Below are 22,815 nucleotides of genomic sequence, written 5' to 3' on the forward strand. Positions count from 1 at the left end.
CAACTCCTCAGGCGGTCTGGACATGGCGCTGACGTAGGTCAGTAGAAATTTTCGCCATCATTGGATTATTCAGACGGCAACGGCGAATCGCCAGAGCCAATAATAAGTGAAATGCTGCTGGTAGCAGGGTTTCCAGCGCGGTAATGCCTTGAAGCGAAGCATGCGTCTGGTGTTCTAGTCCTGGCTTATAAGCAACGAATATAAAGACCAGGCTTAAGATCCCAGCACTCGCAGCCCAGGCAAGTTTGATAAAGAACAGGTTAAAGGCAAAATTCATGCCCGAGGAACGCACGCCGGTTTTCCACTCACCGTAATCATCAGCAAAGGCCATTATGGAAAAGTGCAGCGGTAAGGTGAAACCAAGAATGATGCCGTTAGCCAGAATCACCAGTAACCACAGCGTCTGGAAAGATGGGCCGGTAGGCAGTAGCCACATTCCAAACGCGAGCACTGCCAGTACGAGATTGGTGTAGTAATAAAGCTTTACAGTATCAAAGCGCTTGGCCAGAGGGTTAACAATCACAGCACCGAGAATCGAGGCAAAGGTCACCATGGTAAAGAACAGCGAAGCAAAGCCGGCACTACCTTGCAGCACATAAGTGATGAAGTACATGTAGCCGCCGCCGCGCAGGTTAAAGACGTTAATCAGCAGGAACGACATCACCAGGCTCAGCAGTAACTGGTCGTTTTTGCGCAAACCCGCCAGGTGCTCACGCAGCGTGAATTTGCCCATCAGCGCCAATGGCACACGTTCGCGAACCCAGAAGAAGCAGCACAAGAACATTACGACCGCGACCGCACATAAAATGCCGACGCCCATCTGGTAGCCTTTTACGGCATTGCCCTGGCCGATGATTTCTACCAACCACGGGAGGCCAACTGAAACCAGGAAGCCTGCAACCCCACAAAGTACAAAGCGCCAGGACTGGCAGGAAATGACCTCATCATGGCGTGTGGTCATGGTATTGATCAGCGCACAGTAGGGGACGTTAATCGCGGTATAGCCAACTGAAAGTAAAAGGTAAGTTCCGAATGCCCAAAGGATTTTCATGTTGGCGCTAAGGTCAGGCACGGTGAAGGTCAATACGCCGATAATGCCAATAGGTACAGCAACCCACAGTTGCCAGGGACGGAAGCGACCAAAGCGGCTCTGGGTTCGGTCAGCAAGAATTCCCATTAACGGATCGGAAATAGCGTCAAAGACACGCAGTGCGATAAACAGTGTGCCGACAATTGCCGGGGTTAAACCAAACACATCGGTGTAGAAAAAGGTCAGGAAGTTCATGATTAGGCAGGTAATGACGGTGCCGCCTGCATCACCTAATCCATAACCTATTTTCTCGCGTATGGAGAGTCGGTCACTTAACGTCGAAGTAGCAATATTATCTATAGGGGTAGAGGTCATGATTTACGCCTCGCATCGGGTAAAAAGTCTGGAGTTATTATTTTTGTATTTGCAAATGACCCGAATAATTTTGCATTCAATCTAAGTATCAACAAGGCGATAACAAAGTATAAAAAGGTGACGATTCCGACCTGAAGATAAAACTGTGAGGGAGATCGCCAAATACCAGTACCGATAACTGCACCCTGTATTTCTTATCTACACTAGGTTGATGAAGTGGCTTGAGGAAAATCGTAATTGCTTGATTTAAAAATTACTTTACCCATTTCCGTGCAAAACGGTGGCTTGTTTATTTCCCGTGGCGTGGGTAACCACCCGCAGCGAAAACTGGACTCATGGGAAATGATTTTCGTTGAAAAAGGGACACTTACGATCCGTGAGGATGACACGCTGTTCAGCGTAAAAGAGGGAGAAAGCCTGCTACTTTGGCCTCACAGAAAACACGTCGGAGTCGGAACCTTCCCGGCGGATTTAAAATTCTACTGGCTGCACTTTGAAATTAATCCGCAGCACGAATCACAAACAGAATTACCCGCTTCGCTCATCTCCCTGCCACAACATGGGAAAGTCCATAACCCACAATATGTTATTTCTTTATTTCGCCAGTTTTTAAGCGAGCAAGAAGCCATCAACCGCAGCGGTGCTCTGGAATTAATTTTATTGCTGATCATGCAACAACTTTCCGTAGCCGCGAATGATAACCCTCAGCCAGATAACAGCGGAGTTGCATTAGCGTACAAAGCACAGCAGCTCATTCGTACGCAGTTTCATCTGCCGATTTCCACCTCCACACTCGCCGATAAGTTACATTGCAATGCGGATTATCTAGGCCGTGTTTATCGCCAGACATTCCAGTTAACCATTACCGAAGCCATTCACCGCCAGCGTGTACTAAGTGCAGAGAAAATGCTGATTACTGACTCCTGCTCGCTTAGCGAAGTTGCCGAATGTTGCGGATTCCAGGACGTGGGGTATTTCAGGAAAGTGTTTCGTAAAGCGATGGGATTGACACCAGCAGCATGGAAGCGACGTTACTGTAAGATACATATTAATTCGGATTGAGCGTAAATGCTGATAAAGACCGCTCCCAGGACTAAAAGTACAAAACCCACAATGAGTGGGTTTTGTACTTGAAGTAGGCTGAATTATCAGTTACCTGTTGGTATATCGGCACTAGCAGTAGCGTTATACTGCTGGCCAATTTTTGCTCTCAAATCTGGATTACGTTTTTGGAGCTTATTATTTACCACCAAATAACCTGTAAATAAGCCAAGGAACACGACCAGAGAGAACCACTCCGCGACACCAATTTGGGAAAGCACAATCCCGAAACCAGCAAAAATTGCCGTGAGTAGAGTCATAACCAGCACAGTCTGGCGAGCCGTTAACCCACTACGCATTAAAATATGATGTAAATGATCGCGGTCAGGACGGAAAGGGCTATGTCCACGGCGAATGCGACGCACCATGATAGTCACCATATCCATCAGTGGCAGAGCTATTACCCACAGAGCCGTAACGGGAGCCATCACAGCTTCGCCGCCCTGGCTTCCAAGTATCACCAGCCAGAGCATCGTAAAACCAATCACCATACTTCCAGCATCACCCATGAATACTTTGAAGCGTTTATTACCGATTAACCCCATGTTGAGCATTAAATAAGGGATTAAGGCAATAATCATCAATAAACACCACATGGCACGCAAATGTGAACCAGCCAGTAGGAAGACCACCATCAAAGCCGCAAATGTTGCACTAGCAACGGAGCCGAGTAGGCCATCTACACCATCAACCATATTAAAAGCGTTGATTGCAGCCCAGGTGGCGAAAAGCGTCACCAGGTAACCTACTGGGCCGAGCACGAGTTCGTACCCACCCAACACATGGCCGAGTGTATGAAGGTATAAACCATCAACCATAATCACAACTGCAGACAATGCCTGGATAAACACGCGAGGTATCACCGGCAAGTCGAAACGATCATCGGCAATACCGACGAAAAGCAGTAGCGAGATACTGATTAAGTAGGGAATAAAATGTGTTTCTGTGTGCGGTAGAACTTCAGGCCAAAATAGGAAAAAAACCACTATGGCACAGTAGAATGATATCCCACCGACTAACGGAATTTCTCCTTTGTGTTGCTTACGCCCACCGGGCTTGTCAACCAAACCACACTTTAAGGCAAGCTGACGAGCGATAAGGAGGGCAGTCATCGCTGTTAAGAACATAATGAGAACTTCGATACTCATGGCAATACCTTATTTCTTTTTAGCAAAGTTGCCCCTATGGAGAATGTAGAAATTTCCACAAAACATTAGAGAAATTCATTAAATGCGTAGGACTGGCACGATAGCCACACATTTTATTAACATAGGATAAATACGAAAGTAGCGCCATTATATTACGTCTAAATTTTCAGGTCAAAATCATAATTCCTGATAGGTATTAGCCTGAAATACGTTTAGTAACGTTACTATTTTTATCGTTACTTTATATTATTCATATAAAACAACATCTTAAAAAATCACTTTATTACCAATTGCTTTCCGAGTTACCCATATATTATTTTTTAAAATCATCAAATAATTAATACAGGTTTTTCTTGTGTTTTTTTCTTTATGCCCATCAATATATCTTAATAATAATGGAAACTTTAAATCTCTAGCGGTGCTCTGGAGTGCCGGGACAAAAAATGAAGATTCGTACTCGCCCTTCTTCTCGCTTGCTAATCCTCAACAATAACGGTGCGGTACTATTATTTCGCTTTTCTCATCATGATGATGCGCTGGAAGGAAAGGTTTATTGGGCAACGCCCGGAGGCGGCCTTGAACCCGGTGAATCATTTGAACAAGCAGCCATTCGCGAATTGCACGAGGAAACTGGCCTCGTAAGGCTTGAGAGCGGGCCATCTGTTGCACGACGCACATTCATGATGCAACTACCGAGTGGTGAAACCGTACAGGCTGATGAGCGCTTTTATGTCATCAATGCTTCTGAAAGTGAGCTTTCACAGGCGGGTTGGAGTGAAAACGAAAAACGGGTGATAAGTCAGCAGAAATGGTGGCCGCAATCAGAGTTGCTAGAGACTGACGAGGTGATATTCCCTGAGGGACTGACAACGATTTTGGCGGAAATAGTAGATGATGAAGAATCAGAGAATTAAAAATGTAAAAGGTGGGCCACAGTGATGTTTGCCCACCTGATAACTACTTCTTCTTATTAAGCATCGACTTTAAATCTGCAAACGGATTGTAGGTCGCTTCACCCACGTCTTTCTGTGCATCTTCGCCCGCGACCACGGTTGTGCCGTATTGGTCAGCTTCGGTGTATTTTGAGTGCTCATGATCGTGGCAATACAGACACAGAAGTTCCCAGTTGCTGCCATCTTCCGGGTTATTAGTGTGGTCATGATCGATATGGTGAACCGTCAGCTCGCGCAAGTTTGAATAAACAAACTCACGTGAACAACGCCCGCACACCCACGGGTAGATTTTTAATGCTTTCTCACGATAGCCGCTTTCCAGCCGCGTATAGTTTTTCGGGATCAGTGCCATGATTCGTCATTACCATGTTAGAAAAGTAGGTTTACACCCAAAATAATTCGAATTGCGTCGCGGCGGCAAGTGAGCGCAGCCAACAAAGACGCAATTTGAAGTAGGACGGATATAGCCAGTTTCCGGCTAAATCTTCTCTTTATCAATCCCCAAACGTTTCATACGTGAAAGCAACGTCGTGCGTTTTAATCCCAATCGCTGTGCCGCACCACGTGCGCCGGCAACCACACCATTGGTCTCTTTCAGCACACGCAAAATTCTCTGCGCTTCATCTTCGCCTTCGCGGATTTCTTCGCTCGCGACAAGCTGCATCGGTTTTTCTTCCAGCTGCTGGTAGTCCATCTCAGGCAAGGAAAGATGCAACACATTGCCGCGAGTTAACAGAACCGCTCGTTCAATCACATTTTCCAGTTCACGCACATTACCTGGCCAATCCATACGGCTGAGTGCGCGCAAGGTTTCGGCTGGAATACTGTCAATATTACGGTTCATACGATGGGCGATTTTGAAGGTGAAAGATTTCACCAACAGCGGAATATCCTCCGGGCGCTCACGGAGCGGTGGCAACATAATCGGGAACACGTTCAGGCGATAATAGAGATCGCTTCGGAATTCACGCTCACTCACCATCTCTTTCAGATTGCGGTTGGTGGCGGCAATCAGGCGTACATCGACCTGCTGAACTTTGTTGCTGCCAAGGCGTTCAAATTCCTGCTCCTGTAGCACACGCAACAGCTTAGGCTGTAACTCCAGTGGCATATCGCCAACTTCATCAAGGAACAGCGAGCTTTTATCTGCCAGTTCAAAACGCCCGATACGTTGAGTATTTGCACCGGTAAATGCACCGCGCTCATGACCAAACAAGTCGCTTTCCAGCAACCCGGCAGGCATCGCCGCACAGTTAATTTTCACCATACGACGGCTGTTGCGTTCGCTCAGGTTGTGAATAGCGCGAGCAATCAGCTCTTTACCGGTACCCGTTTCGCCGAGGATCAGCACCGTACTGTCGCTTTTGGCTACCATCTCGACTTGTTTAAGCACATTCGACATCACGTCGCTGCGGCCAATAATCTCACCAAAATCACTGGCGACATTATTGATTTGCTCGGTGAGATAGAGGTTCTCATCGACCAGGTTTTCTTTCAGGCGATTGATTTCCTGATACGCCAGCGCGTTATCTACTGCAATGGCAATACGTTCCGCAATCTGGCGCATAAGCTTGAGGTTTTGCGGAGTAAAGACGCCCGCTTCACATTGCGCCAGCTTCAACACACCCACAATGTTATTGCCAAAAGTGAGAGGCAGCAGACACAGCGTCTGAATTTGGTTACCCCACATTTCAAACAACATGCGCTCATATGGCGCGAGTTGGTCACCGTGATGCAGATTCAATAACAGCATTTCACCGCTTTTGAATACCCGTTCAGAAAGTGTCCCCCCTAAAGCGACATCACTCTGATCGTGGATTGGCGACTGTTCTTTCACGAAATGGGTGGAATAGACGGTAAGGCGATCTTTGCGGTTTCCGCGTAGCACGATACTTATCGAGTCTATCGAGAAATAGTGGTGAATCTCGTTGGCGATCTCGCTTATCAGTTCATCAAGATCGAGCTTAGAAAGTACCGCGTTTGTCACTGCAACCAGGATACGGAAATCGTCACGTTCGCGGCACAGTTGTTGGTAACCAAGATTTGAGTCGATACGGTTTTGGATTTGTTCCGCAGCCAGGGCCACAACATGGGCCAGGGTATGCATGCGGTTGAGTTCTTTATCTGTCCAGGCAGTATCGTTGTCGCGAATAAACTCGCAGCCGCCAAAGATTTTCCCTTCTGCGGCAAGCGGCAACAGACAGTAACGACCAAAGGGCGCATACAGTTCAAGGTTCATCACCTGTGGCCAGGTGTCATTGAACTCTTCCTGAGTACAAATCAACGCTTCCGGGCGCGAAAGCACACGCCGCACCGGCCCATTAGCCAGCACCATTTCATCTTCGTAATGCAGTTCTTTGCCGTGTTTATCCATGCCATAGAAGGCCACGCGCTGATGTAGCGGATGATAAAGCAGAATATTCACTCTGTTCGCCAGCGCACCTTGTTTTGCCAATTGAGTCAGGCAATTGGCAAGTGCCGGGAGATCAGGTTGCTGCAACAGGGTACGCGTAATATCAAATAGGCCCTGCTGCCCGAGATCACTCATCGGTGTGTATGGCATTTTGCTCATCCAAAAAATAGACCCGGTGAGTTACCGGGTAGGGAATATATTTATCATATAAATGGCGCTAGACGCTTTAGTGTAGCCAGGACGGCACACAGCGCTCCTGGCTTAGGTCAACAAATGCGTGGCAGCGGCTCTGAATGCGGCAAATCTAATGTCCGTTTTACACCATATAGCCCGGCGACACGTACACCTTTACGTTCAACAACATCACCAATAATTGCCGCGTCCCTTCCTAAAGGGTGAGCACGCAGTGCTGTAAGTACCGCTTCAGCAGATTCACGCTCTACAGCGATAACCAATTTACCTTCATTGGCAAAATTAAGCGCATCGAGACCAAGCAATTCACAAACACCACGCACCGCCGGCTTCAATGGCAGCTGACTTTCCGCCACTTCCATTCCACAACCACACGACGCTGCAAACTCATGCAGTACAGCATTCACGCCGCCGCGCGTCGCGTCACGCAATGCTTTAACGCCGGGAATATTGAGCAGTGGCGCGATCAGAGGTGCCAGCACCGCACAGTCACTGATTAGCGCACCTTCCAGACCCAGCGATTCTCGCAGATTTAGGATAGTCGCTCCGTGGTCGCCCAGAGTTCCGCTGACAATCAGCACATCACTCACGCCGATCTGTTGCGTGCCCCAGTTCAGTCCGGCAGGAATAGCGCCGATACCCGCAGTGTTGATAAACAGCTTATCTGCCGCTCCACGCTGCACAACTTTGGTATCACCGGTAACCACCGCGATACCCGCCGCTTTTGCGGTAGCCGCCATACTGGTAACCACACGCTCCAGTGTTTCAAGCGGCAAGCCTTCTTCAAGGATAAACCCGCAGGATAACCAGCGTGGCGTTGCACCGCTGACAGCTACATCGTTCGCCGTACCGCAAATGGCTAACTTGCCTATATCGCCGCCGGGGAAAAACAGCGGGTCGATTACATAGCTGTCGGTTGAAAATGCCAGGCGATCGCCGCTTGCGGTGAGTTCAGCCAGCGGTAAACGCGCCTGATCCTCTTGCTCAGCAAGCCAGGGATTATCAAACGCCTGCATAAACAAGTCAGCTACCAATTTTTGCATTGCCTGGCCGCCGCTGCCGTGGGCCAATTCGATTGTTTTCATGCTTCACACTCCTGGCTGCGATATTGATACCAGGCAGCACATGCCCCTTCAGATGACACCATCAGTGCGCCAAAGGCATTTTGTGGATTACAGGTTTTGCCAAACATCGGGCATTGATGCGGTTTGCAGCGCCCGGTGAGCACATCGCCACAACGGGCGAGCGGGTCGTCGTAAACCTGCTGCGGCGCGGGTTTGAAGTGATCTTCCGCATCGAACTGACGATATTCGTCAGTCAGTTGAACGCCAGAATCGCTAATAGTACCTAGCCCACGCCATTCAGCATCACCACGCACGGTAAAGACGTCTGCGATAGCTTCCTGCGCAAGGTTATTACCAGCATCCGGCACCACACGTTTGTATTGGTTCTCCACCTTGCTGTTTTGATGGATTTTTTGCTCAACCAGCATCACCACACCTTGCAGCAAATCCAGTGGTTCAAATCCAGCAACCACCAGCGGGCGCTGATGCTCGGTGGCAATAAAGTCATAGGCTTCGGTGCCAATCACCATACTGACGTGGCCGGGAGCCAGGAAGGCATCAATGCCGTTATCCGGCTGCTCCAGCAAGCTACGCAGCGTTGGAATAAGCGTAATATGCTGGCAGAAAAAGTAAAAATTATTAATGCCCTGCGCTTTCGCTTGTTTGAGCGTAATCGCGGTGGTCGGCATCGTTGTTTCAAAACCGAGGCCGAAAAATACCACTTTGCGATCTGGGTCATGGCTCGCAATCGCCAGGGCGTCCATTGGCGAGTAAACCACGCGCACATCTGCGCCACGCGCTTTGGCCTGCATCAGCGAACCGTTTTTACCCGGCACACGCATCGCATCGCCAAAAGTGCAAAAAATCACTTCCGGATGGCTGGCGATTTCAATACACGCATCAATGCGCCCCATCGGTAGCACGCAAACCGGGCAACCCGGTCCGTGGATAAACTCAATGTTTTCGGGCAGCAACTGGTCGAGGCCAAACTTAAAGATAGCGTGAGTATGGCCACCACAGACTTCCATAATGCGCAGAGGACGCTCGGCGGTGTAAGTCAGTTTTGGGGCGCGTTCACGCAGCACATCAATAAGCTGCATGACTTTTTCCGGCGCACGGTATTCGTCAACGAAGTGCATCATCCGCGTTCTTCCCCAAACAGCAGGCCGCCGACATCGGGTTCCACTTCGAACATGTTTTGCAGGGCATCTAAGGTGTCGCGAGCTTCGGCTTCATCAATAATCGCCATCGCAAAACCAACATGAACCAGCACCCACTGGCCGATTTGCGCATCGCCCACCAGCATCAGGTTTACATCGCGTTTGATACCACACACATCTACTTTGGCGCTGCCGTCTGGCAGTTTTTCAACAATCTGGCCCGGAATGCCTATACACATCGTTGCGTCTCCAGCCAATTAAGCCACTCATCCATGCCTTCGCCGCTGGTCGCAGAAACCAACAGGATTTCAATATTCGGATTCACCTGGCGGGCGTAGTCGAGGCACTTCTCAACATCGAACTGCAAATATGGCAGCAAGTCGATTTTGTTAAGCAGCATTAATGAAGAGGCGGCAAACATATGCGGATACTTAAGCGGTTTGTCTTCACCTTCGGTCACGGAAAGCACCGCCACTTTATGGCGTTCGCCAAGGTCAAAACTCGCCGGGCACACCAGGTTGCCAACGTTTTCGATAAACAGAATCCCGTTACGCTCAAGCGGCAGTCGCTGCATGGCATCACGAATCATCTGCGCGTCGAGATGGCAGCCTTTACCGGTATTCACCTGAATGGCTGGCGTGCCGGTAGCACGAATACGCTCGGCATCGTTTACCGTTTGCTGATCGCCTTCAATAACGGCGCAAGGCACATTGCCGTGCAGGCGCTTCAGGCTTTCGGTCAGCAATGTGGTTTTGCCGGAACCCGGGCTTGAAACCAGGTTCAGGACCAGCTGTTGCTGTTTCGCAAACTGTTCACGGTTATACATTGCGAGCTGGTTATTTTTATCCAGCACGTTAAGTTCGATTTCCAACATACGTCGCTGAGTCATACCCGGCGCGTGGGTGCCTGCGGCACCGTGGCCATAATGCAGGTCGCCTTGTTCATCGGCGGTGGGGGCAAATTTCACCCCTGTGATTTGCATTGTTGCGCGCGCAGCTGGCGCGAAAGGTGCGCTACGGAATCCTGAGTGCGGGTTGCGCTCGTCGCCTTCTATATACAAGTTGCCTTCAGCGCAACCACAAGTACTACACATGATTCGTCTCCTCCACTTCCAGACGCTTAATCTGCACGCCATCGTCTGCCACTACGCGTAAATTGCTGCCTTCGCACAACGGGCAGCGCCGTACCAGCTGGGTTAACAAGGTGATGTGTTGCTGGCAGTCGTAGCACCAGCACTCCGCTTCTTGTTGGTGAATATGAAGCTGGCAGCCTTCGGCTAATGTGTCGCGGCACACTAATTCGAAACAGAACTCCAGTGCGCTTTGCTCAACGCATGAGAAAGCGCCTACTTCAAGCCAAACACCAGTAACGCGGGTGGCGCCGTGTTGGCGGGCTTGAGCTTCGATGAGTTCCAGTGCGCGTTGGCAGAGGGTGATTTCGTGCATATTGCCTCCGGGGATGTCTGCTGGAGGTAATGCAAGGATGATGCCAGGAATTTGGGGGCGATGCCCATACGAGATATATAGGGTATGGAGGTTTTCCGTTCACCCGGACGTTCTTCGATCCCGCATGGATTTGTGAACGGTGAACGTATCAAGGGGGCTGGCGTGAGCCACCTGGCACGTTCACCGTTCGCAGATATATGTAGGATCGGAGAACTGTCGGGTGAACGGAAAATCTCCATCCTCCCATAGGATCTACCTCAACAGGGCCAAATGTCACTCCCCGTCAAACATGACGAAATGACATGTCATTCCTGTGGCTATTTGTATCTTATTAATACAAAAACCAATAATTTCAACAAAATACAATATTGGCACGAAACGTGCTCTGTAGACGCAACAGCAAAAACAGAGTGATTTAATAATGAACATTTGGGAACTGAGCGAAAAAGCCGAATACATTGCCGACAAGCACCAGCGCTTGCTCGCGCAATGGCAACATTACTGCAATAGCTTGATTCAGGGCATCACCCTTTCTAAAGCAAAACTGCATCACGCCGTAGGGTGCAATCCTGATGATTCCCTGCGCTTCTTCTTATTTGACCATTTCGTCATTCACGTGCGCCTGGCCGAAGGCTTCAACAGCCATACCATCGAGTACTACGTTGAGAAGCGTAATGGCGAAGATAGAGTATTGATTGCCAAAGCAATCCTTGATGACGAAGGCCGCATCGATAACAGCATCAGCAACCGTAACCGTGAAAGTGTTCTCGAGCATTACCTCGAAAAAATTCACCCGGTATACGAAAGCTTGTACAGCGCCGTTCACACCGATACTCCGGTATCGATGGGGCAGCTACAACAAAGCGCTCAGGCCTGATAGCCATGTTGGGTGTCGAAAACTGTCGAAACGACAGCCGTCGGCACAGTTTCGTCAAAATTGATGACGTGTTCTAAGGAAGACCTGGTGAATCGCTTTATTATCGCCGACTCCAAACTTTGCATGGGTTGCCACACCTGTGAGGCGGCTTGCTCTGAAACGCACCGTCTGCATGGCCTGCAATCTATGCCGCGCCTGAAAGTGATGCGTGATGCTAATGATTCCGCGCCGCAAATGTGCCACCACTGCGAAGATGCACCTTGCGCGGGCGTTTGCCCGGCTAATGCCATCACCCGCATCGATGGGGCCGTACAGCTTAATGAAAGCCTGTGCGTAAGTTGCAAACTGTGCGCTATCGCCTGCCCATTCGGCTCTATCGAATTCTCCGGCAGCCGTCCTATTCATATCCCGGCAAACGCTAACAGCCCGAAAGCGCCACCTGCGCCACCGGCCCCTGCGCGTGTCAGTACGCTTATTGACTGGGTGCCTGGCATTCGCGCAATCGCGGTGAAATGCGACATGTGCAGTTTCGATGAAGATGGTCCGGCGTGCGTACGCACCTGCCCAACCAAAGCGCTGCGCGTGGTTGATAACAATGACATTGCCAAATCAAGCAAACTTAAACGTGAACTGACTCTGGGCACGACGCTTGGCGATCTCACTCTGTTTACCCAACCAGAGGTGAAAAAATGAGTGCTTTTATCCTGATTCATTGGGCGCTGATGGGCTTTCTGCTAAGTGCAATTCTGGCAGGTATCACGGCATTTAATAAACCGCTGAGCGGCGTTATTGCTGGGCTTGGTGGCGCAATTAGCTCTGTACTGGTACTGATTGCCGGTTTCGATGCGTTAACCGGGTTTAGCGGTATGGCGCAAGTTTGGCAGTTGCATCTACAGCTCAACGCCTTTAACGGCATCTGGCTAGTAACGCTGGGTCTGCCGGGTCTGTTTATCTCTCTGTTTAATATCGACTGGCATCGTCATCACGCCGTTAAAGCTAATGGCTTGTTGGTAAACCTGGTGATGGCCGCAGCGGTGGCAGCACTGGTGGCCGATAATATCGGCATGTTAGTTGTGCTGGCAGAAATCGTCGCACTGAGCGGCTACTTCCTGACTGGCTGCCAGAAGTCCGGGCAGTTGTGGTTTGCGCTGGGCCGTCTCGGCACCGTCCTGCTGGCGGTTGCGTGCTGGTTGCTGTGGAACCAGTACGGCACGTTGAGTTACGCCGAATTGCACCTGATGACCAACGGCGCGCCGATTAGCTCTGTTGTCTGGCTGCTGGGCCTGGTTGGTTTTGGTTTGATGGCAGGCATTATCCCACTTCATGGTTGGGTACCTCAGGCACACGCCAATGCATCTGCTCCGGCTGCTGCATTATTCTCTGCCGTTGTGCTGAAAATTGGCCTGTACGGCATCATGAGCTTCTCGCTCATCAGCAACACTATGCCGCTGTGGTGGGGTGTTCTGGTCGTCATTCTGGGGATGATTACTGCGTTTATTGGCGGCCTGTATGCGCTGATGGAACACAATATCAACCGTCTGCTGGCTTACCACTCCCTTGAGAATATCGGCATTATTCTACTCGGCCTGGGCTGCGGCATGATGGGTCTTGCGCTGAATGAATCCACGCTGGTTGCGCTCGGCATGATTGGTGGCCTGTATCACCTGTTCAACCATAGCGTATTCAAAACCACGTTGTTCCTTGGCGCAGGCGCGGTGTGGTTCCGTACTGGTCATCGCGACATCGAAAAACTCGGTGGTATCGGCAAGCGTATGCCGCTGATTTCCATCGCAATGCTTGTTGGCTTAATGGCGATGGCCGCACTGCCTCCGCTTAATGGCTTTGCTGGCGAGTGGGTTATTTACCAGTCGTTCTTCCACCTTGGCACCTTGCCGCTGTTTATCGCACGTTTCTTAGGCCCAATGCTGGCTGTAGGCCTGGCGATTACTGGCGCACTGGCAGTGATGTGTATGGCGAAAGTCTATGGCGTCACCTTCCTTGGCGCACCACGCACACCAGAAGCTGAAAACGCGACGTCTGCACCGTTCCTGATGAACCTGAGTGTGGCGGCCCTTGCAGCATGTTGTGTGATTGCCGGTGTTGCCGCTCCTTGGCTGATTCCACTGCTGCAAAACGCGATTCCACTGCCGCTGGAAACCGCAAACACCACCGTTTCACAACCGATGATCACCCTGCTGCTGATTGCCAGCCCACTGCTGCCATTCATTCTGATGGTGATTTTCCGTGGCGATCGCCTGCCAAACCGTTCGCGCGGCACGGCCTGGGTTTGTGGCTACGACCACGAACAAGCGATGGTGATTACTGCGGGTGGTTTTGCTCAACCAGTCAAAGCGGCGTTCGCGCCACTGCTGAAACTGCGCAAAACCCTGAACCCGGTGAAATGGGTACCTGGCTGGCAGTGTGATTGCCTTGCCGGTACGTTCCGTCGCCTGGCGATGATCGAACTGGCCGTGTTGCTGGTTGCGGTTTGCGCTTAAGGAGCCTGAGATGAATACCATTTTCTTTTCGTTGATTCAGGCGCTGGTTCTGTTTGCCGTCGCGCCACTGCTGTCCGGTATTACCCGCGTCACTCGCGCCCGCATGCACAACCGCCGTGGGCCGGGCGTGATGCAGGAATACCGTGACCTGTTCAAATTGTTCAGCCGCCAAAGCGTGGCCCCGGCCGCGTCCGGTTGGGTGTTCCGTCTGATGCCGTTTGTGATGGTTGGGGTGATGCTGACCATTGCTACCGCACTGCCGGTCGTCACGCTCTATTCACCACTGCCTTCACTGGGTGATTTGATAACGCTTATCTACCTATTCGCCATCGCGCGTTTCTTCTTTGCAATTGCAGGCCTGGATACCGGTAGCCCGTTTACCGGCATTGGTGCCAGCCGTGAAGCGATGCTTGGTGTGCTGGTTGAGCCTATCCTGATTCTGGGGTTGTGGGTTGCGGCACAAGTTGCTGGCAGCACACATATCAGCAATATCGCCTCCACCATCTACCACTGGCCTGCCGCGCAGAGTTTGACGCTGATTCTGGCACTCGCTGCTTGTGCCTTCGCCACGTTTATCGAAATGGGCAAGCTGCCGTTCGACCTCGCAGAAGCTGAGCAAGAGTTGCAGGAAGGCCCGCTGACCGAGTACAGCGGCGCAGGTTTTGCGGTGCTGAAATGGGGGATTTCCCTCAAGCAATTGGTCGTGCTGCAGATGTTTGTTGGCGTGTTTTTGCCATGGGGCCAGATGAGCGAATTTAGCTGGGGCGGCCTCGTGATTGCGCTGGTTCTGGCGGCAGTAAAACTGGTTGCTGGCGTGCTGATTATCGCGCTGTTTGAAAACAGCATGGCGCGCTTGCGCATGCTGGAAGCCTCAACAGTTACCTGGGCCGGTTTTGGCTTTGCCTTTTTAGCCTTCGTCTCCTTGCTGGCGGCGTGATTTAAGAGAATTTATCTATGTCTGAAGAAAAGATTGGTCAACATTATCTCGCCGCACTGCATAAGCAATTTCCTCATGCGGTGATCGACGAAGCGTGGCAAACCAAAGACCAAATCACCGTCACCGTGAAGCTCAACATGCTGCCAGAAGTGGTGGAGTGGCTTTACTACCAGCAAGGCGGTTGGTTATCCGTATTGTTCGGTAACGACGAACGCCAGTTGTGCGGCAATTATGCGGTGTATTACGTGCTTTCGATGGAAACCGGCGTGAAATGCTGGATCACCGTGCGCGTAGAAGTCGACGCTGATAAACCAGAGTTCCCATCCGTTACACCACGCGTTCCTGCTGCGGTTTGGGGCGAGCGTGAAGTGCGTGATATGTACGGCCTGCAACCTGTTGGCCTGCCGGATGAGCGCCGTTTAGTGCTGCCAGATGATTGGCCAGATGACCTGTATCCACTGCGTAAAGACAGCATGGATTACCGTCAGCGCCCGGCACCAACCAGCGATCAGGAAACTTATCAGTTCATCAATGAGTTGGGCAGCAAGAAGAACAACGTGGTGCCGATTGGCCCACTGCACGTAACCAGCGATGAACCAGGTCACTTCCGTCTGTTCGTTGATGGCGAAAACATTATCGACGCCGATTACCGCCTGTTCTACGTCCACCGTGGCATGGAAAAACTGGCTGAAACCCGCATGGGTTACAACGAAGTCACCTTCTTGTCTGACCGCGTATGTGGCATCTGCGGCTTCGCCCACAGCACCGCGTACACCACCTCAGTTGAGAACGCGATGGGTATCGTGGTGCCAGAACGCGCCCAGATGATCCGCGCTATCTTGCTGGAAGTTGAACGCCTGCACAGCCACCTGCTGAACCTCGGCCTGGCTTGTCACTTTGTTGGCTTCGACTCAGGTTTTATGCAGTTCTTCCGCGTGCGTGAGATGTCCATGAAAATGGCAGAAATCCTCACCGGCGCACGTAAGACTTACGGCCTGAACCTGATCGGCGGGATTCGTCGCGATCTGTTGAAAGATGACATGATCCAGACGCGCCAGCTTGCCCAACAGATGCGTCGCGAAGTGAAAGATCTGGTCGATATTCTGATGACCACACCAAACATCGAACAGCGCACCGTCGGCATTGGCCGCCTTGACCCGCAAATCGCCCGCGATTTCAGTAACGTCGGCCCAATGGTTCGCGCCAGCGGTCACGCTCGTGATACCCGCGCCGATCACCCGTTCGTTGGTTACGGTTTGCTGCCAATGGAAGTTCATAGTGAAACAGGCTGCGACGTGCTTTCACGCCTGAAAGTGCGTATCAACGAAGTCTATACCGCGTTGAACATGATTGATTTCGGTCTCGATAACCTGCCTGGCGGCCCACTGGCTGTAGATGGTTTCACCTACATTCCAAACCGCTTCGCCCTTGGCTTCTCCGAAGCACCACGCGGTGACGATATTCACTGGTCAATGACTGGCGATAACCAGAAGTTGTATCGCTGGCGCTGCCGTGCGGCAACGTATGCCAACTGGCCAACACTGCGTTACATGCTGCGCGGTAACACCGTTTCTGATGCGCCATTGATCATCGGCAGCCTGGATCCTTGCTACTCATGTACCGACCGCATGACGATTGTCGATGTGCGTAAGCGCAAGACCAAAGTGGTGCCGTACAAAGAGCTTGAGCGCTACAGCATTGAGCGCACCAATTCGCCGCTGAAATAAGCTGGAGTCACCATGTTTAACTTCATCAAAAAAGCCATTAAAGGCGGCGTGGCCACTGAGTCGTACCCGCTACAACCGATAGCCGTGGATCCGAACTTCCGTGGTAAACCGGAACATAATCCACAGCAATGTATCGGCTGTGCGGCGTGTGTTAACGCCTGCCCATCGAACGCATTAACGGTGGAAACCGACCTCGTGGCGGGGCAACTGGCGTGGACCTTCAACCTTGGGCGCTGCATTTTCTGCGCACGCTGTGAAGAAGTTTGCCCAACGGCTGCCATCAAGCTTTCTCAGGAATACGAACTGGCCGTCTGGAACAAAGCCGACTTCCTGCAACAGGCGCGTTTTGACCTGTGCAACTGCCGCCAGTGCAGCAAGCCTTTCGCGGTACAAAAAGAGATTGATTACGCGATTGCCTTGCTTGAGCACAATGGCGACAAGCTTGCCGAAGCGCATCGCACCTCGTTTGAAACTTGCCCGGAATGCAAACGCCAGCAAAGCCTGGTCTCTTCCGACCAAATCGATCTTAGCCGCCAGATAAGAGAGGTGCGCTCATGAGTATGTTACTCGGTCCACGTGACGATAAAGGCATGCCAGTACCAATGACGGTGGATGAATCCATCGCCAGCATGAAAGCCTCACTGCTCAAAAAAATTAAGCGTTCCGCGTATGTTTATCGCGTTGACTGTGGCGGTTGCAACGGCTGCGAAATTGAAATTTTTGCTACCCTTTCGCCACTTTTCGATGCAGAACGCTTCGGGATTAAAGTTGTTCCATCTCCTCGTCACGCGGATATTTTACTGTTTACCGGCGCTGTGACTCGCGCCATGCGTTCCCCCGCGCTACGTGCCTGGGAATCAGCGCCGGACCCTAAAATTTGCATCTCCTACGGCGCGTGCGGTAACAGCGGCGGTATCTTCCACGACCTGTATTGCGTCTGGGGCGGCACCGACAAAATCGTTCCGGTGGATGTCTATATTCCGGGTTGCCCTCCAACGCCTGCGGCAACGCTGTATGGTTTTGCGATGGCGCTTGGTCTGCTGGAGCAAAAAATCCACGCGCGTGAAGCCAGTGAAATGGATGCACAACCGGCGCAAATTCTGCACCCGGATATGGTTCAGCCATTGCGTGTTCGTATCGACCGTGCCGCACGCAGCCTTGCGGGTTATCGCTATGGCCGCCAGATTGCTGACAGCTATATGGAAAACCTCACCGCCGGTGGCGGCAGCGTTCAGCAGTGGCTGGCGCACGAGAACGATCCGCGTCTGACTGAAATCGTCACGCATCTGGAAGATCTGGTTAAGCAGGAGCGCGTGTAATGAGCGAGTCGGTGGTGTTTTGCCAGCTTAGCCGTAAGTTTGTCGATGAAAACGACAACACACCGAGTGATGCGCAGCAGGTGGTTTATTACAGCCTGGCAATCGGCCACCACCTCGGCGTTATCGACTGCCTGAAAGAGAACCTGGTTTGCTCGTATGAGCCTTACAAAGCGTGGATTTCCACGCTTGAAGAGGGCAGCGAAGCGCGGCGCAAAATGGAAGGTGTGCCGCGTTACGGTGAAATCGTTATCGACCAAAGCCACGTGGTTTTGCTGGCGAAAGCGTTTGATGCCGCCAAACCCACGCAAACTGAGCAGCAGCAAGAGTGGAGCCAGGAATTGCTCGATATGCTGCAAGCTATTCAACAAGAACCCGCCATTTATTTGATGGTACGGAGACGCTATGACTAACGTTTTACTGTGTGTCGGCAACAGCATGATGGGTGACGATGGCGCAGGCCCGCTACTTGCCGAGAAATGCCAGGCCGCCCCACAAGGCGACTGGATTGTTATTGACGGCGGCACCGCTCCTGAAAATGATGTGGTGGCAATTCGCGAATTGCGCCCGGAAAGATTGCTGCTGGTTGATGCCACAGATATGGGACTGAACCCAGGCGAAATCCGTGTCATCGACCCGGACGATATCGCTGAAATGTTTATGATGACCACCCACAACATGCCGCTTAACTATTTAATCGATCAGATTAAAGAAGATGTTGGCGAGGTGATTTTCCTCGGCATTCAGCCTGATATTGTCGGCTTTTACTACCCGATGACCGACGCGATAAAAGCTGCGGTGGAAACGGTGTATCAACGTCTGGCGGGCTGGGAAGGTAAAGGCGGTTTTGCGGATTTAGAAGCGCCGGAGTTCGAGTAATAGGGCTGTCGCTTATACGGACCTTTGAAGGGCAAATCCTGCCGATCCGGAGAAGGTTCCGTTCACTAAACGTTCAGTGTCCCCTGTGCTTACCGAAACGGTGAACGACTTAGGGTGACCACCGTCGTCACCCTAAGAACCCTGACTCCCGGCGATTAAATCGCTGCTTCGCAGTAAACCTCCGTTTTTCCTTTCAGTCCCAGGGTCGGTTGTGACGCGCTCCCAGCGATCACAACCTCTCGCCGTTCCCGATGGCTCGACCCGGCCTTACAGTCAAACCGGAGGCGATTTATGCCGGACTCAAAGGTCAACGTCAAAATCTAAGGTCAAAAGCCGAACCGGTTTTGACCTTGTTCCCGGTATAAATTGCCCCGGCGTTACCCATAAGTCAGGGTTGAGCTGCCGGGAGCAGCGAAAGTGAGCGATCGCCGGGAGCGAGTCGCGAACGACCCTGAACGTTGGGGATAAGCTGGGGTTTACCGCGCAGCGGCAATTTAAAAACCGGGCGACGGGGTCGCCAGGGGGATGTCGTTATCCACCTGGCACGTTCACCGTTCGCTGGCAACTATGAGATAGCGTAACGTTCGGGTGAACGGAAAACCTCTCATCTAACAAATCTAGCCCTGACAGATTACCAGTGAGGAATGCGTGTAAGAGACAGCCCTCAGGGAAAGGACTGGGGTGAAGGTGAGTAAACATCCTTCTGTCATCTGCCCAAATGACATCGTCAAATGTGTCGAAGTCACTGTCACCCCTCCCCCGATCAATACGCAAAGCCTTGAATCACGCTAGTTTCAAAGTTGGCACACTTTATGTATGCCTAGAGCAGTCTTATAAAAAAACACTCTATCCAGGAGTCTATGATGAACCGTTTCATCATTGCTGATTCGAGCAAATGTATTGGCTGTCGCACTTGCGAAGTGGCCTGTGTCGTAGCACATCAGGAAGCACAAGATTGCGCGGTATTAACACCGCAAACCTTCCTTCCACGTATTCATGTGATTAAAGGCGTGAATGTTTCCACCGCGACAATGTGCCGCCAGTGCGAAGACGCACCGTGCGCCAACGTTTGTCCTAATGGCGCAATCAGCCGCGAGCATGGGTTTGTGAATGTGATGCAAGAACGTTGCATCGGCTGCAAAACCTGTGTGGTTGCCTGCCCGTATGGCGCAATGGAAGTGGTTGTTCGCCCTGTTGTACGTAACAGCGGTGCAGGTCTTAACGTGATGGCAGAAAAAGCCGAAGCGAATAAATGCGACCTTTGCCACACCCGTTCAGAAGGCCCGGCCTGTATGGAAGCCTGCCCAACCAACGCAATTATCTGTGTTGATCGCAATAAACTTGAACAAATGAGTGCCGAAAAACGCCGCCGTGCTGCGTTCGATGCAACTTCATCCCTGATTTTCTAATTTCATCCCCTGACGGGAACGAAATTTTCAACTTTTAACAGGTCTGTTACTGATGAAAAAAATTACCAGCGTCTGCCCTTACTGTGGTGCAGGCTGCAAACTGAAACTGGTTGTTGAGAAGAACAAAATTATCCGTGCCGAAGCGGCTGATGGCGTGACTAACCAAAATGAACTCTGCCTGAAAGGCTATTACGGCTGGGATTTTCTCAACGATACCAAGCTGCTCACACCGCGTCTGACGCAGCCAATGATCCGCTATGAAAAAGGCGGCAAGCTTCAGCCGGTGAGCTGGGAAGAGGCGATTAGCTACACGGCTAAACGCCTGAAAGCTATCAAAGAGCAGCATGGCCCACGCTCAATTATGACGACAGGTTCGTCACGTGGGACAGGTAACGAAACCAACTATGTGATGCAGAAGTTTGCACGCGGTGTGCTGCATACCAACAACGTTGACTGCTGTGCGCGTGTTTGCCACGGGCCGTCGGTCGCAGGTTTGCAGGTGACGCTGGGTAATGGCGCGATGAGTAACTCCATCGGCGATATCGAAAACTCAAAATGCCTGTTGGTGTTTGGCTATAACTGCGCCGATTCGCACCCGATCGTGGCGCGTCGTGTGATTAAAGCCAAAGAACATGGCGCGAAAATCATTGTTTGCGATCCGCGCCGCATCGAAACCGCGCGTATTGCCGATCAGCATCTGCAACTGAAAAACGGCTGCAATATGGCGTTGGTGAATGCCTTTGGTTACGTGCTGCTCGAAGAGAATCTCTACGACACCGAGTACGTTGCGAAATTTGCCGAAGGCCTGGACGCTTACCGTGAAGTGGTTAAAGACTACGCGCCAGAAGACGTTGAGCACCTGACCGGTGTTCCGGCGCACCAGGTGCGTCAGGCAATGCGTACTTTTGCCGCCGCACCTTCAGCCACCATTATGTGGGGTATGGGCGTGACACAGTTCGGCCAGGCGGTTGACGTAGTGAAAGGGCTTTCAAGCCTTGCGCTGCTGACCGGAAACCTCGGGCGTGAAAACGTCGGCGTTGGCCCGGTTCGTGGCCAGAACAACGTGCAGGGCGCGTGTGACATGGGCGTGCTACCAAACCAGTTCCCGGGTTACCAGGATGTGGTTGACCCAGAAGTACGTGCGAAATTCGCCAAAGCCTGGGGCATCAACGTTGAAGATATGGACGACCAGGTTGGCGTGCGTATCACCGAAGTACCGCATATGGCTATCCATGGCGAGATGAAAGCCTACTACATCATGGGCGAAGACCCGTTGCAGACCGAAGCCGATCTTGGCCTGGTACGCAAAGGTTTTGAAGCGCTCGATTTTGTCGTCGTGCAGGACATCTTTATGACCAAAACCGCTGAAGTGGCCGACGTTATTTTGCCAGCCACTTCCTGGGGCGAACACGGCGGCGTGTTTACTTGTGCTGACCGCGGTTTCCAGCGTTTTGAAAAAGCCATTGATGCGAAGTACAACGTCAAACGTGACTGGGAAATTATCAGCCTGCTCGCCACCGAGATGGGCTACCCAATGCACTACGACAACAACCAGCAAATCTGGGATGAACTGCGTGAACTCTGCCCGCTTTTCTATGGCGTAACCTACGAGAAAATGGGCGATATGGGCCATGTACAGTGGCCGTGTCCGACACTCGATCACCCGGGTACGCCGTATCTCTACAAAGACAGCAAGTTCGACACCCCAACCGGCAAAGGCCAGCTGTTTGCGGCGCAGTGGCGTGCGCCAGCCGAAGTACCGGATGCCGAATATCCACTGGTGCTGTGCACCGTGCGTGAAGTCGGCCACTACTCCTGCCGTTCAATGACCGGGAACTGTGCTGCATTGCAGACTCTGGCCGATGAACCTGGTTTTGTGCAGATGAACCCGACAGATGCCAACCTGCTTGGGATTAAAGACAAGCAACTGGTGTGGGTCAGTTCGCGTCGCGGCAAAGTTATCAGCCGTGCCGAAGTGAACGAGCGCATTAACGTGGGCTCGGTGTACATGACTTACCAGTGGTGGATTGGGGCTTGTAATGAGCTGACTCAGGACAACCTTGACCCGATTTCCAAAACACCGGAAACCAAGTATTGCGCGGTCAACGTCAGCCAAATTGCCGACCAGCAGTGGGCAGAAAACTACGCTCAGACGACGTATAGCGATATGAAAGCGCGTTTGCGCCAGGCAGTAGAAGCTTAAAACGGTGGATGACGCTGCGCTAATCCCTCCTACGGGTTTTGTAGGTCGGATTAGCGTAAGCGACATCCGACAAAATTTCCCCAGACGA

The 22,815-nt window shown here is 51.7% G+C and carries 22 protein-coding genes; 13 read left to right on the forward strand and 9 right to left on the reverse strand.

From position 1 onward, the window contains the following. Window positions 1–7 precede the first annotated feature (7 nt). Window positions 8–1,405, reverse strand: coding sequence for an MFS transporter (locus EDF88_RS16005; RefSeq protein WP_134185798.1), 1,398 nt, complete (start codon window positions 1,403–1,405; stop codon window positions 8–10). A gap of 237 nt (window positions 1,406–1,642) precedes the next feature. On the opposite strand from EDF88_RS16005, the gene EDF88_RS16010 reads away from it, so the two are divergent. Next, complete coding sequence (locus EDF88_RS16010) at window positions 1,643–2,467, forward strand: AraC family transcriptional regulator (RefSeq protein ID WP_134185801.1); 825 nt, start codon at window positions 1,643–1,645, stop codon at window positions 2,465–2,467. A gap of 86 nt (window positions 2,468–2,553) precedes the next feature. On the opposite strand, the gene wecA is transcribed toward EDF88_RS16010, so the two are convergent. After that, window positions 2,554–3,654, reverse strand: coding sequence for a UDP-N-acetylglucosamine--undecaprenyl-phosphate N-acetylglucosaminephosphotransferase (gene wecA, locus EDF88_RS16015; RefSeq protein ID WP_134185803.1), 1,101 nt, complete (start codon window positions 3,652–3,654; stop codon window positions 2,554–2,556). A 449-nt stretch (window positions 3,655–4,103) separates the two neighbouring features. On the opposite strand from wecA, the gene EDF88_RS16020 reads away from it, so the two are divergent. Further along, a complete protein-coding gene (locus tag EDF88_RS16020; protein WP_134186033.1) occupies window positions 4,104–4,568 on the forward strand; it encodes an NUDIX domain-containing protein in 465 nt (154 codons plus the stop codon). 43 nt (window positions 4,569–4,611) lie between these two features. On the opposite strand, the gene yajD is transcribed toward EDF88_RS16020, so the two are convergent. The 7 genes from yajD to hypA form a co-directional block, all read right to left on the reverse strand. Further along, entirely contained in the window at window positions 4,612–4,959 is a 348-nt protein-coding gene (gene yajD, locus EDF88_RS16025) for an HNH nuclease YajD (protein ID WP_034460453.1), read from the reverse strand. A 126-nt stretch (window positions 4,960–5,085) separates the two neighbouring features. Beyond that, the gene (flhA, locus tag EDF88_RS16030; protein WP_134186035.1) at window positions 5,086–7,170 is read right to left on the reverse strand and encodes a formate hydrogenlyase transcriptional activator FlhA; all 2,085 of its coding nucleotides are present in this window, start codon (window positions 7,168–7,170) and stop codon (window positions 5,086–5,088) included. A 116-nt stretch (window positions 7,171–7,286) separates the two neighbouring features. Beyond that, entirely contained in the window at window positions 7,287–8,297 is a 1,011-nt protein-coding gene (hypE, locus tag EDF88_RS16035; RefSeq protein ID WP_134185805.1) for a hydrogenase expression/formation protein HypE, read from the reverse strand. After that, on the reverse strand, window positions 8,294–9,415 hold the full coding sequence (gene hypD / locus EDF88_RS16040; RefSeq protein ID WP_064514562.1) for a hydrogenase formation protein HypD: 1,122 nt from the start codon (window positions 9,413–9,415) through the stop codon (window positions 8,294–8,296). The genes hypE and hypD overlap by 4 nt, the downstream gene beginning before the upstream one ends. Continuing rightward, window positions 9,415–9,675, reverse strand: a complete 261-nt coding sequence (locus EDF88_RS16045) for a HypC/HybG/HupF family hydrogenase formation chaperone (RefSeq protein WP_034460456.1) — start codon at window positions 9,673–9,675, stop codon at window positions 9,415–9,417. Before EDF88_RS16045 ends, hypD begins: the two co-directional genes overlap by 1 nt. Beyond that, entirely contained in the window at window positions 9,666–10,529 is an 864-nt protein-coding gene (hypB, locus tag EDF88_RS16050; RefSeq protein ID WP_064514564.1) for a hydrogenase nickel incorporation protein HypB, read from the reverse strand. Before hypB ends, EDF88_RS16045 begins: the two co-directional genes overlap by 10 nt. Beyond that, window positions 10,522–10,881, reverse strand: coding sequence for a hydrogenase maturation nickel metallochaperone HypA (gene hypA, locus EDF88_RS16055; protein WP_034460458.1), 360 nt, complete (start codon window positions 10,879–10,881; stop codon window positions 10,522–10,524). The genes hypB and hypA overlap by 8 nt, the downstream gene beginning before the upstream one ends. Window positions 10,882–11,302: 421 nt before the next feature. Here hypA and hycA point away from each other — a divergent pair, with 421 nt between their 5' ends. The 11 genes from hycA to fdhF all read left to right on the forward strand — a co-directional run bounded on the left by hycA (window position 11,303) and on the right by fdhF (window position 22,727). Then, window positions 11,303–11,758 (forward strand): formate hydrogenlyase regulator HycA, encoded by a 456-nt coding sequence (gene hycA, locus EDF88_RS16060; RefSeq protein WP_064514566.1) that lies wholly within the window; start codon window positions 11,303–11,305, stop codon window positions 11,756–11,758. Between the two features lie 87 nt (window positions 11,759–11,845). After that, window positions 11,846–12,451 carry a 4Fe-4S dicluster domain-containing protein gene (locus EDF88_RS16065; RefSeq protein ID WP_064514567.1) on the forward strand — a complete coding sequence of 202 codons (606 nt, stop codon included), beginning with the start codon at window positions 11,846–11,848 and terminating at the stop codon, window positions 12,449–12,451. Further along, the gene (gene hycC / locus EDF88_RS16070; protein WP_064514569.1) at window positions 12,448–14,256 is read left to right on the forward strand and encodes a formate hydrogenlyase subunit 3; all 1,809 of its coding nucleotides are present in this window, start codon (window positions 12,448–12,450) and stop codon (window positions 14,254–14,256) included. The genes EDF88_RS16065 and hycC overlap by 4 nt, the downstream gene beginning before the upstream one ends. 10 nt (window positions 14,257–14,266) lie before the next feature. Continuing rightward, the gene (locus tag EDF88_RS16075) at window positions 14,267–15,193 is read left to right on the forward strand and encodes a respiratory chain complex I subunit 1 family protein (protein ID WP_064514571.1); all 927 of its coding nucleotides are present in this window, start codon (window positions 14,267–14,269) and stop codon (window positions 15,191–15,193) included. A gap of 17 nt (window positions 15,194–15,210) precedes the next feature. Continuing rightward, the gene (locus EDF88_RS16080) at window positions 15,211–16,920 is read left to right on the forward strand and encodes a hydrogenase large subunit (RefSeq protein WP_064514573.1); all 1,710 of its coding nucleotides are present in this window, start codon (window positions 15,211–15,213) and stop codon (window positions 16,918–16,920) included. 12 nt (window positions 16,921–16,932) lie between these two features. After that, entirely contained in the window at window positions 16,933–17,478 is a 546-nt protein-coding gene (locus EDF88_RS16085) for a formate hydrogenlyase complex iron-sulfur subunit (RefSeq protein WP_134185807.1), read from the forward strand. Further along, entirely contained in the window at window positions 17,475–18,239 is a 765-nt protein-coding gene (locus EDF88_RS16090) for an NADH-quinone oxidoreductase subunit B family protein (protein WP_134185809.1), read from the forward strand. Before EDF88_RS16085 ends, EDF88_RS16090 begins: the two co-directional genes overlap by 4 nt. Further along, window positions 18,239–18,649 (forward strand): formate hydrogenlyase maturation HycH family protein, encoded by a 411-nt coding sequence (locus EDF88_RS16095; RefSeq protein WP_064514579.1) that lies wholly within the window; start codon window positions 18,239–18,241, stop codon window positions 18,647–18,649. The genes EDF88_RS16090 and EDF88_RS16095 overlap by 1 nt, the downstream gene beginning before the upstream one ends. Continuing rightward, window positions 18,642–19,115 (forward strand): hydrogenase maturation peptidase HycI, encoded by a 474-nt coding sequence (gene hycI, locus EDF88_RS16100; protein ID WP_134185811.1) that lies wholly within the window; start codon window positions 18,642–18,644, stop codon window positions 19,113–19,115. Before EDF88_RS16095 ends, hycI begins: the two co-directional genes overlap by 8 nt. Window positions 19,116–19,978: 863 nt before the next feature. After that, entirely contained in the window at window positions 19,979–20,524 is a 546-nt protein-coding gene (gene hydN / locus EDF88_RS16105; RefSeq protein ID WP_064514584.1) for an electron transport protein HydN, read from the forward strand. A gap of 52 nt (window positions 20,525–20,576) precedes the next feature. Further along, the gene (fdhF, locus tag EDF88_RS16110; RefSeq protein WP_134185813.1) at window positions 20,577–22,727 is read left to right on the forward strand and encodes a formate dehydrogenase subunit alpha; all 2,151 of its coding nucleotides are present in this window, start codon (window positions 20,577–20,579) and stop codon (window positions 22,725–22,727) included. Window positions 22,728–22,815 lie beyond the last annotated feature (88 nt).

This window comes from Buttiauxella sp. BIGb0552, assembly GCF_004366275.1.
In the GTDB taxonomy this organism is placed as follows: domain Bacteria; phylum Pseudomonadota; class Gammaproteobacteria; order Enterobacterales; family Enterobacteriaceae; genus Buttiauxella; species Buttiauxella gaviniae.

Coding starts and splice junctions, on each gene's coding strand:
- EDF88_RS16005 (WP_134185798.1), bottom strand. CDS start 1,405: ATGACCTCTACCCCTATAGATAATATTGCTACTTCGACGTTAAGTGAC.
- EDF88_RS16045 (WP_034460456.1), bottom strand. CDS start 9,675: ATGTGTATAGGCATTCCGGGCCAGATTGTTGAAAAACTGCCAGACGGC.
- hycA (WP_064514566.1), top strand. CDS start 11,303: ATGAACATTTGGGAACTGAGCGAAAAAGCCGAATACATTGCCGACAAG.
- hycI (WP_134185811.1), top strand. CDS start 18,642: ATGACTAACGTTTTACTGTGTGTCGGCAACAGCATGATGGGTGACGAT.
- wecA (WP_134185803.1), bottom strand. CDS start 3,654: ATGAGTATCGAAGTTCTCATTATGTTCTTAACAGCGATGACTGCCCTC.
- flhA (WP_134186035.1), bottom strand. CDS start 7,170: ATGCCATACACACCGATGAGTGATCTCGGGCAGCAGGGCCTATTTGAT.
- hydN (WP_064514584.1), top strand. CDS start 19,979: ATGAACCGTTTCATCATTGCTGATTCGAGCAAATGTATTGGCTGTCGC.
- EDF88_RS16090 (WP_134185809.1), top strand. CDS start 17,475: ATGAGTATGTTACTCGGTCCACGTGACGATAAAGGCATGCCAGTACCA.
- EDF88_RS16085 (WP_134185807.1), top strand. CDS start 16,933: ATGTTTAACTTCATCAAAAAAGCCATTAAAGGCGGCGTGGCCACTGAG.
- yajD (WP_034460453.1), bottom strand. CDS start 4,959: ATGGCACTGATCCCGAAAAACTATACGCGGCTGGAAAGCGGCTATCGT.
- hypA (WP_034460458.1), bottom strand. CDS start 10,881: ATGCACGAAATCACCCTCTGCCAACGCGCACTGGAACTCATCGAAGCT.
- fdhF (WP_134185813.1), top strand. CDS start 20,577: ATGAAAAAAATTACCAGCGTCTGCCCTTACTGTGGTGCAGGCTGCAAA.
- hypB (WP_064514564.1), bottom strand. CDS start 10,529: ATGTGTAGTACTTGTGGTTGCGCTGAAGGCAACTTGTATATAGAAGGC.
- hypE (WP_134185805.1), bottom strand. CDS start 8,297: ATGAAAACAATCGAATTGGCCCACGGCAGCGGCGGCCAGGCAATGCAA.
- hypD (WP_064514562.1), bottom strand. CDS start 9,415: ATGCACTTCGTTGACGAATACCGTGCGCCGGAAAAAGTCATGCAGCTT.
- EDF88_RS16080 (WP_064514573.1), top strand. CDS start 15,211: ATGTCTGAAGAAAAGATTGGTCAACATTATCTCGCCGCACTGCATAAG.
- hycC (WP_064514569.1), top strand. CDS start 12,448: ATGAGTGCTTTTATCCTGATTCATTGGGCGCTGATGGGCTTTCTGCTA.
- EDF88_RS16075 (WP_064514571.1), top strand. CDS start 14,267: ATGAATACCATTTTCTTTTCGTTGATTCAGGCGCTGGTTCTGTTTGCC.
- EDF88_RS16095 (WP_064514579.1), top strand. CDS start 18,239: ATGAGCGAGTCGGTGGTGTTTTGCCAGCTTAGCCGTAAGTTTGTCGAT.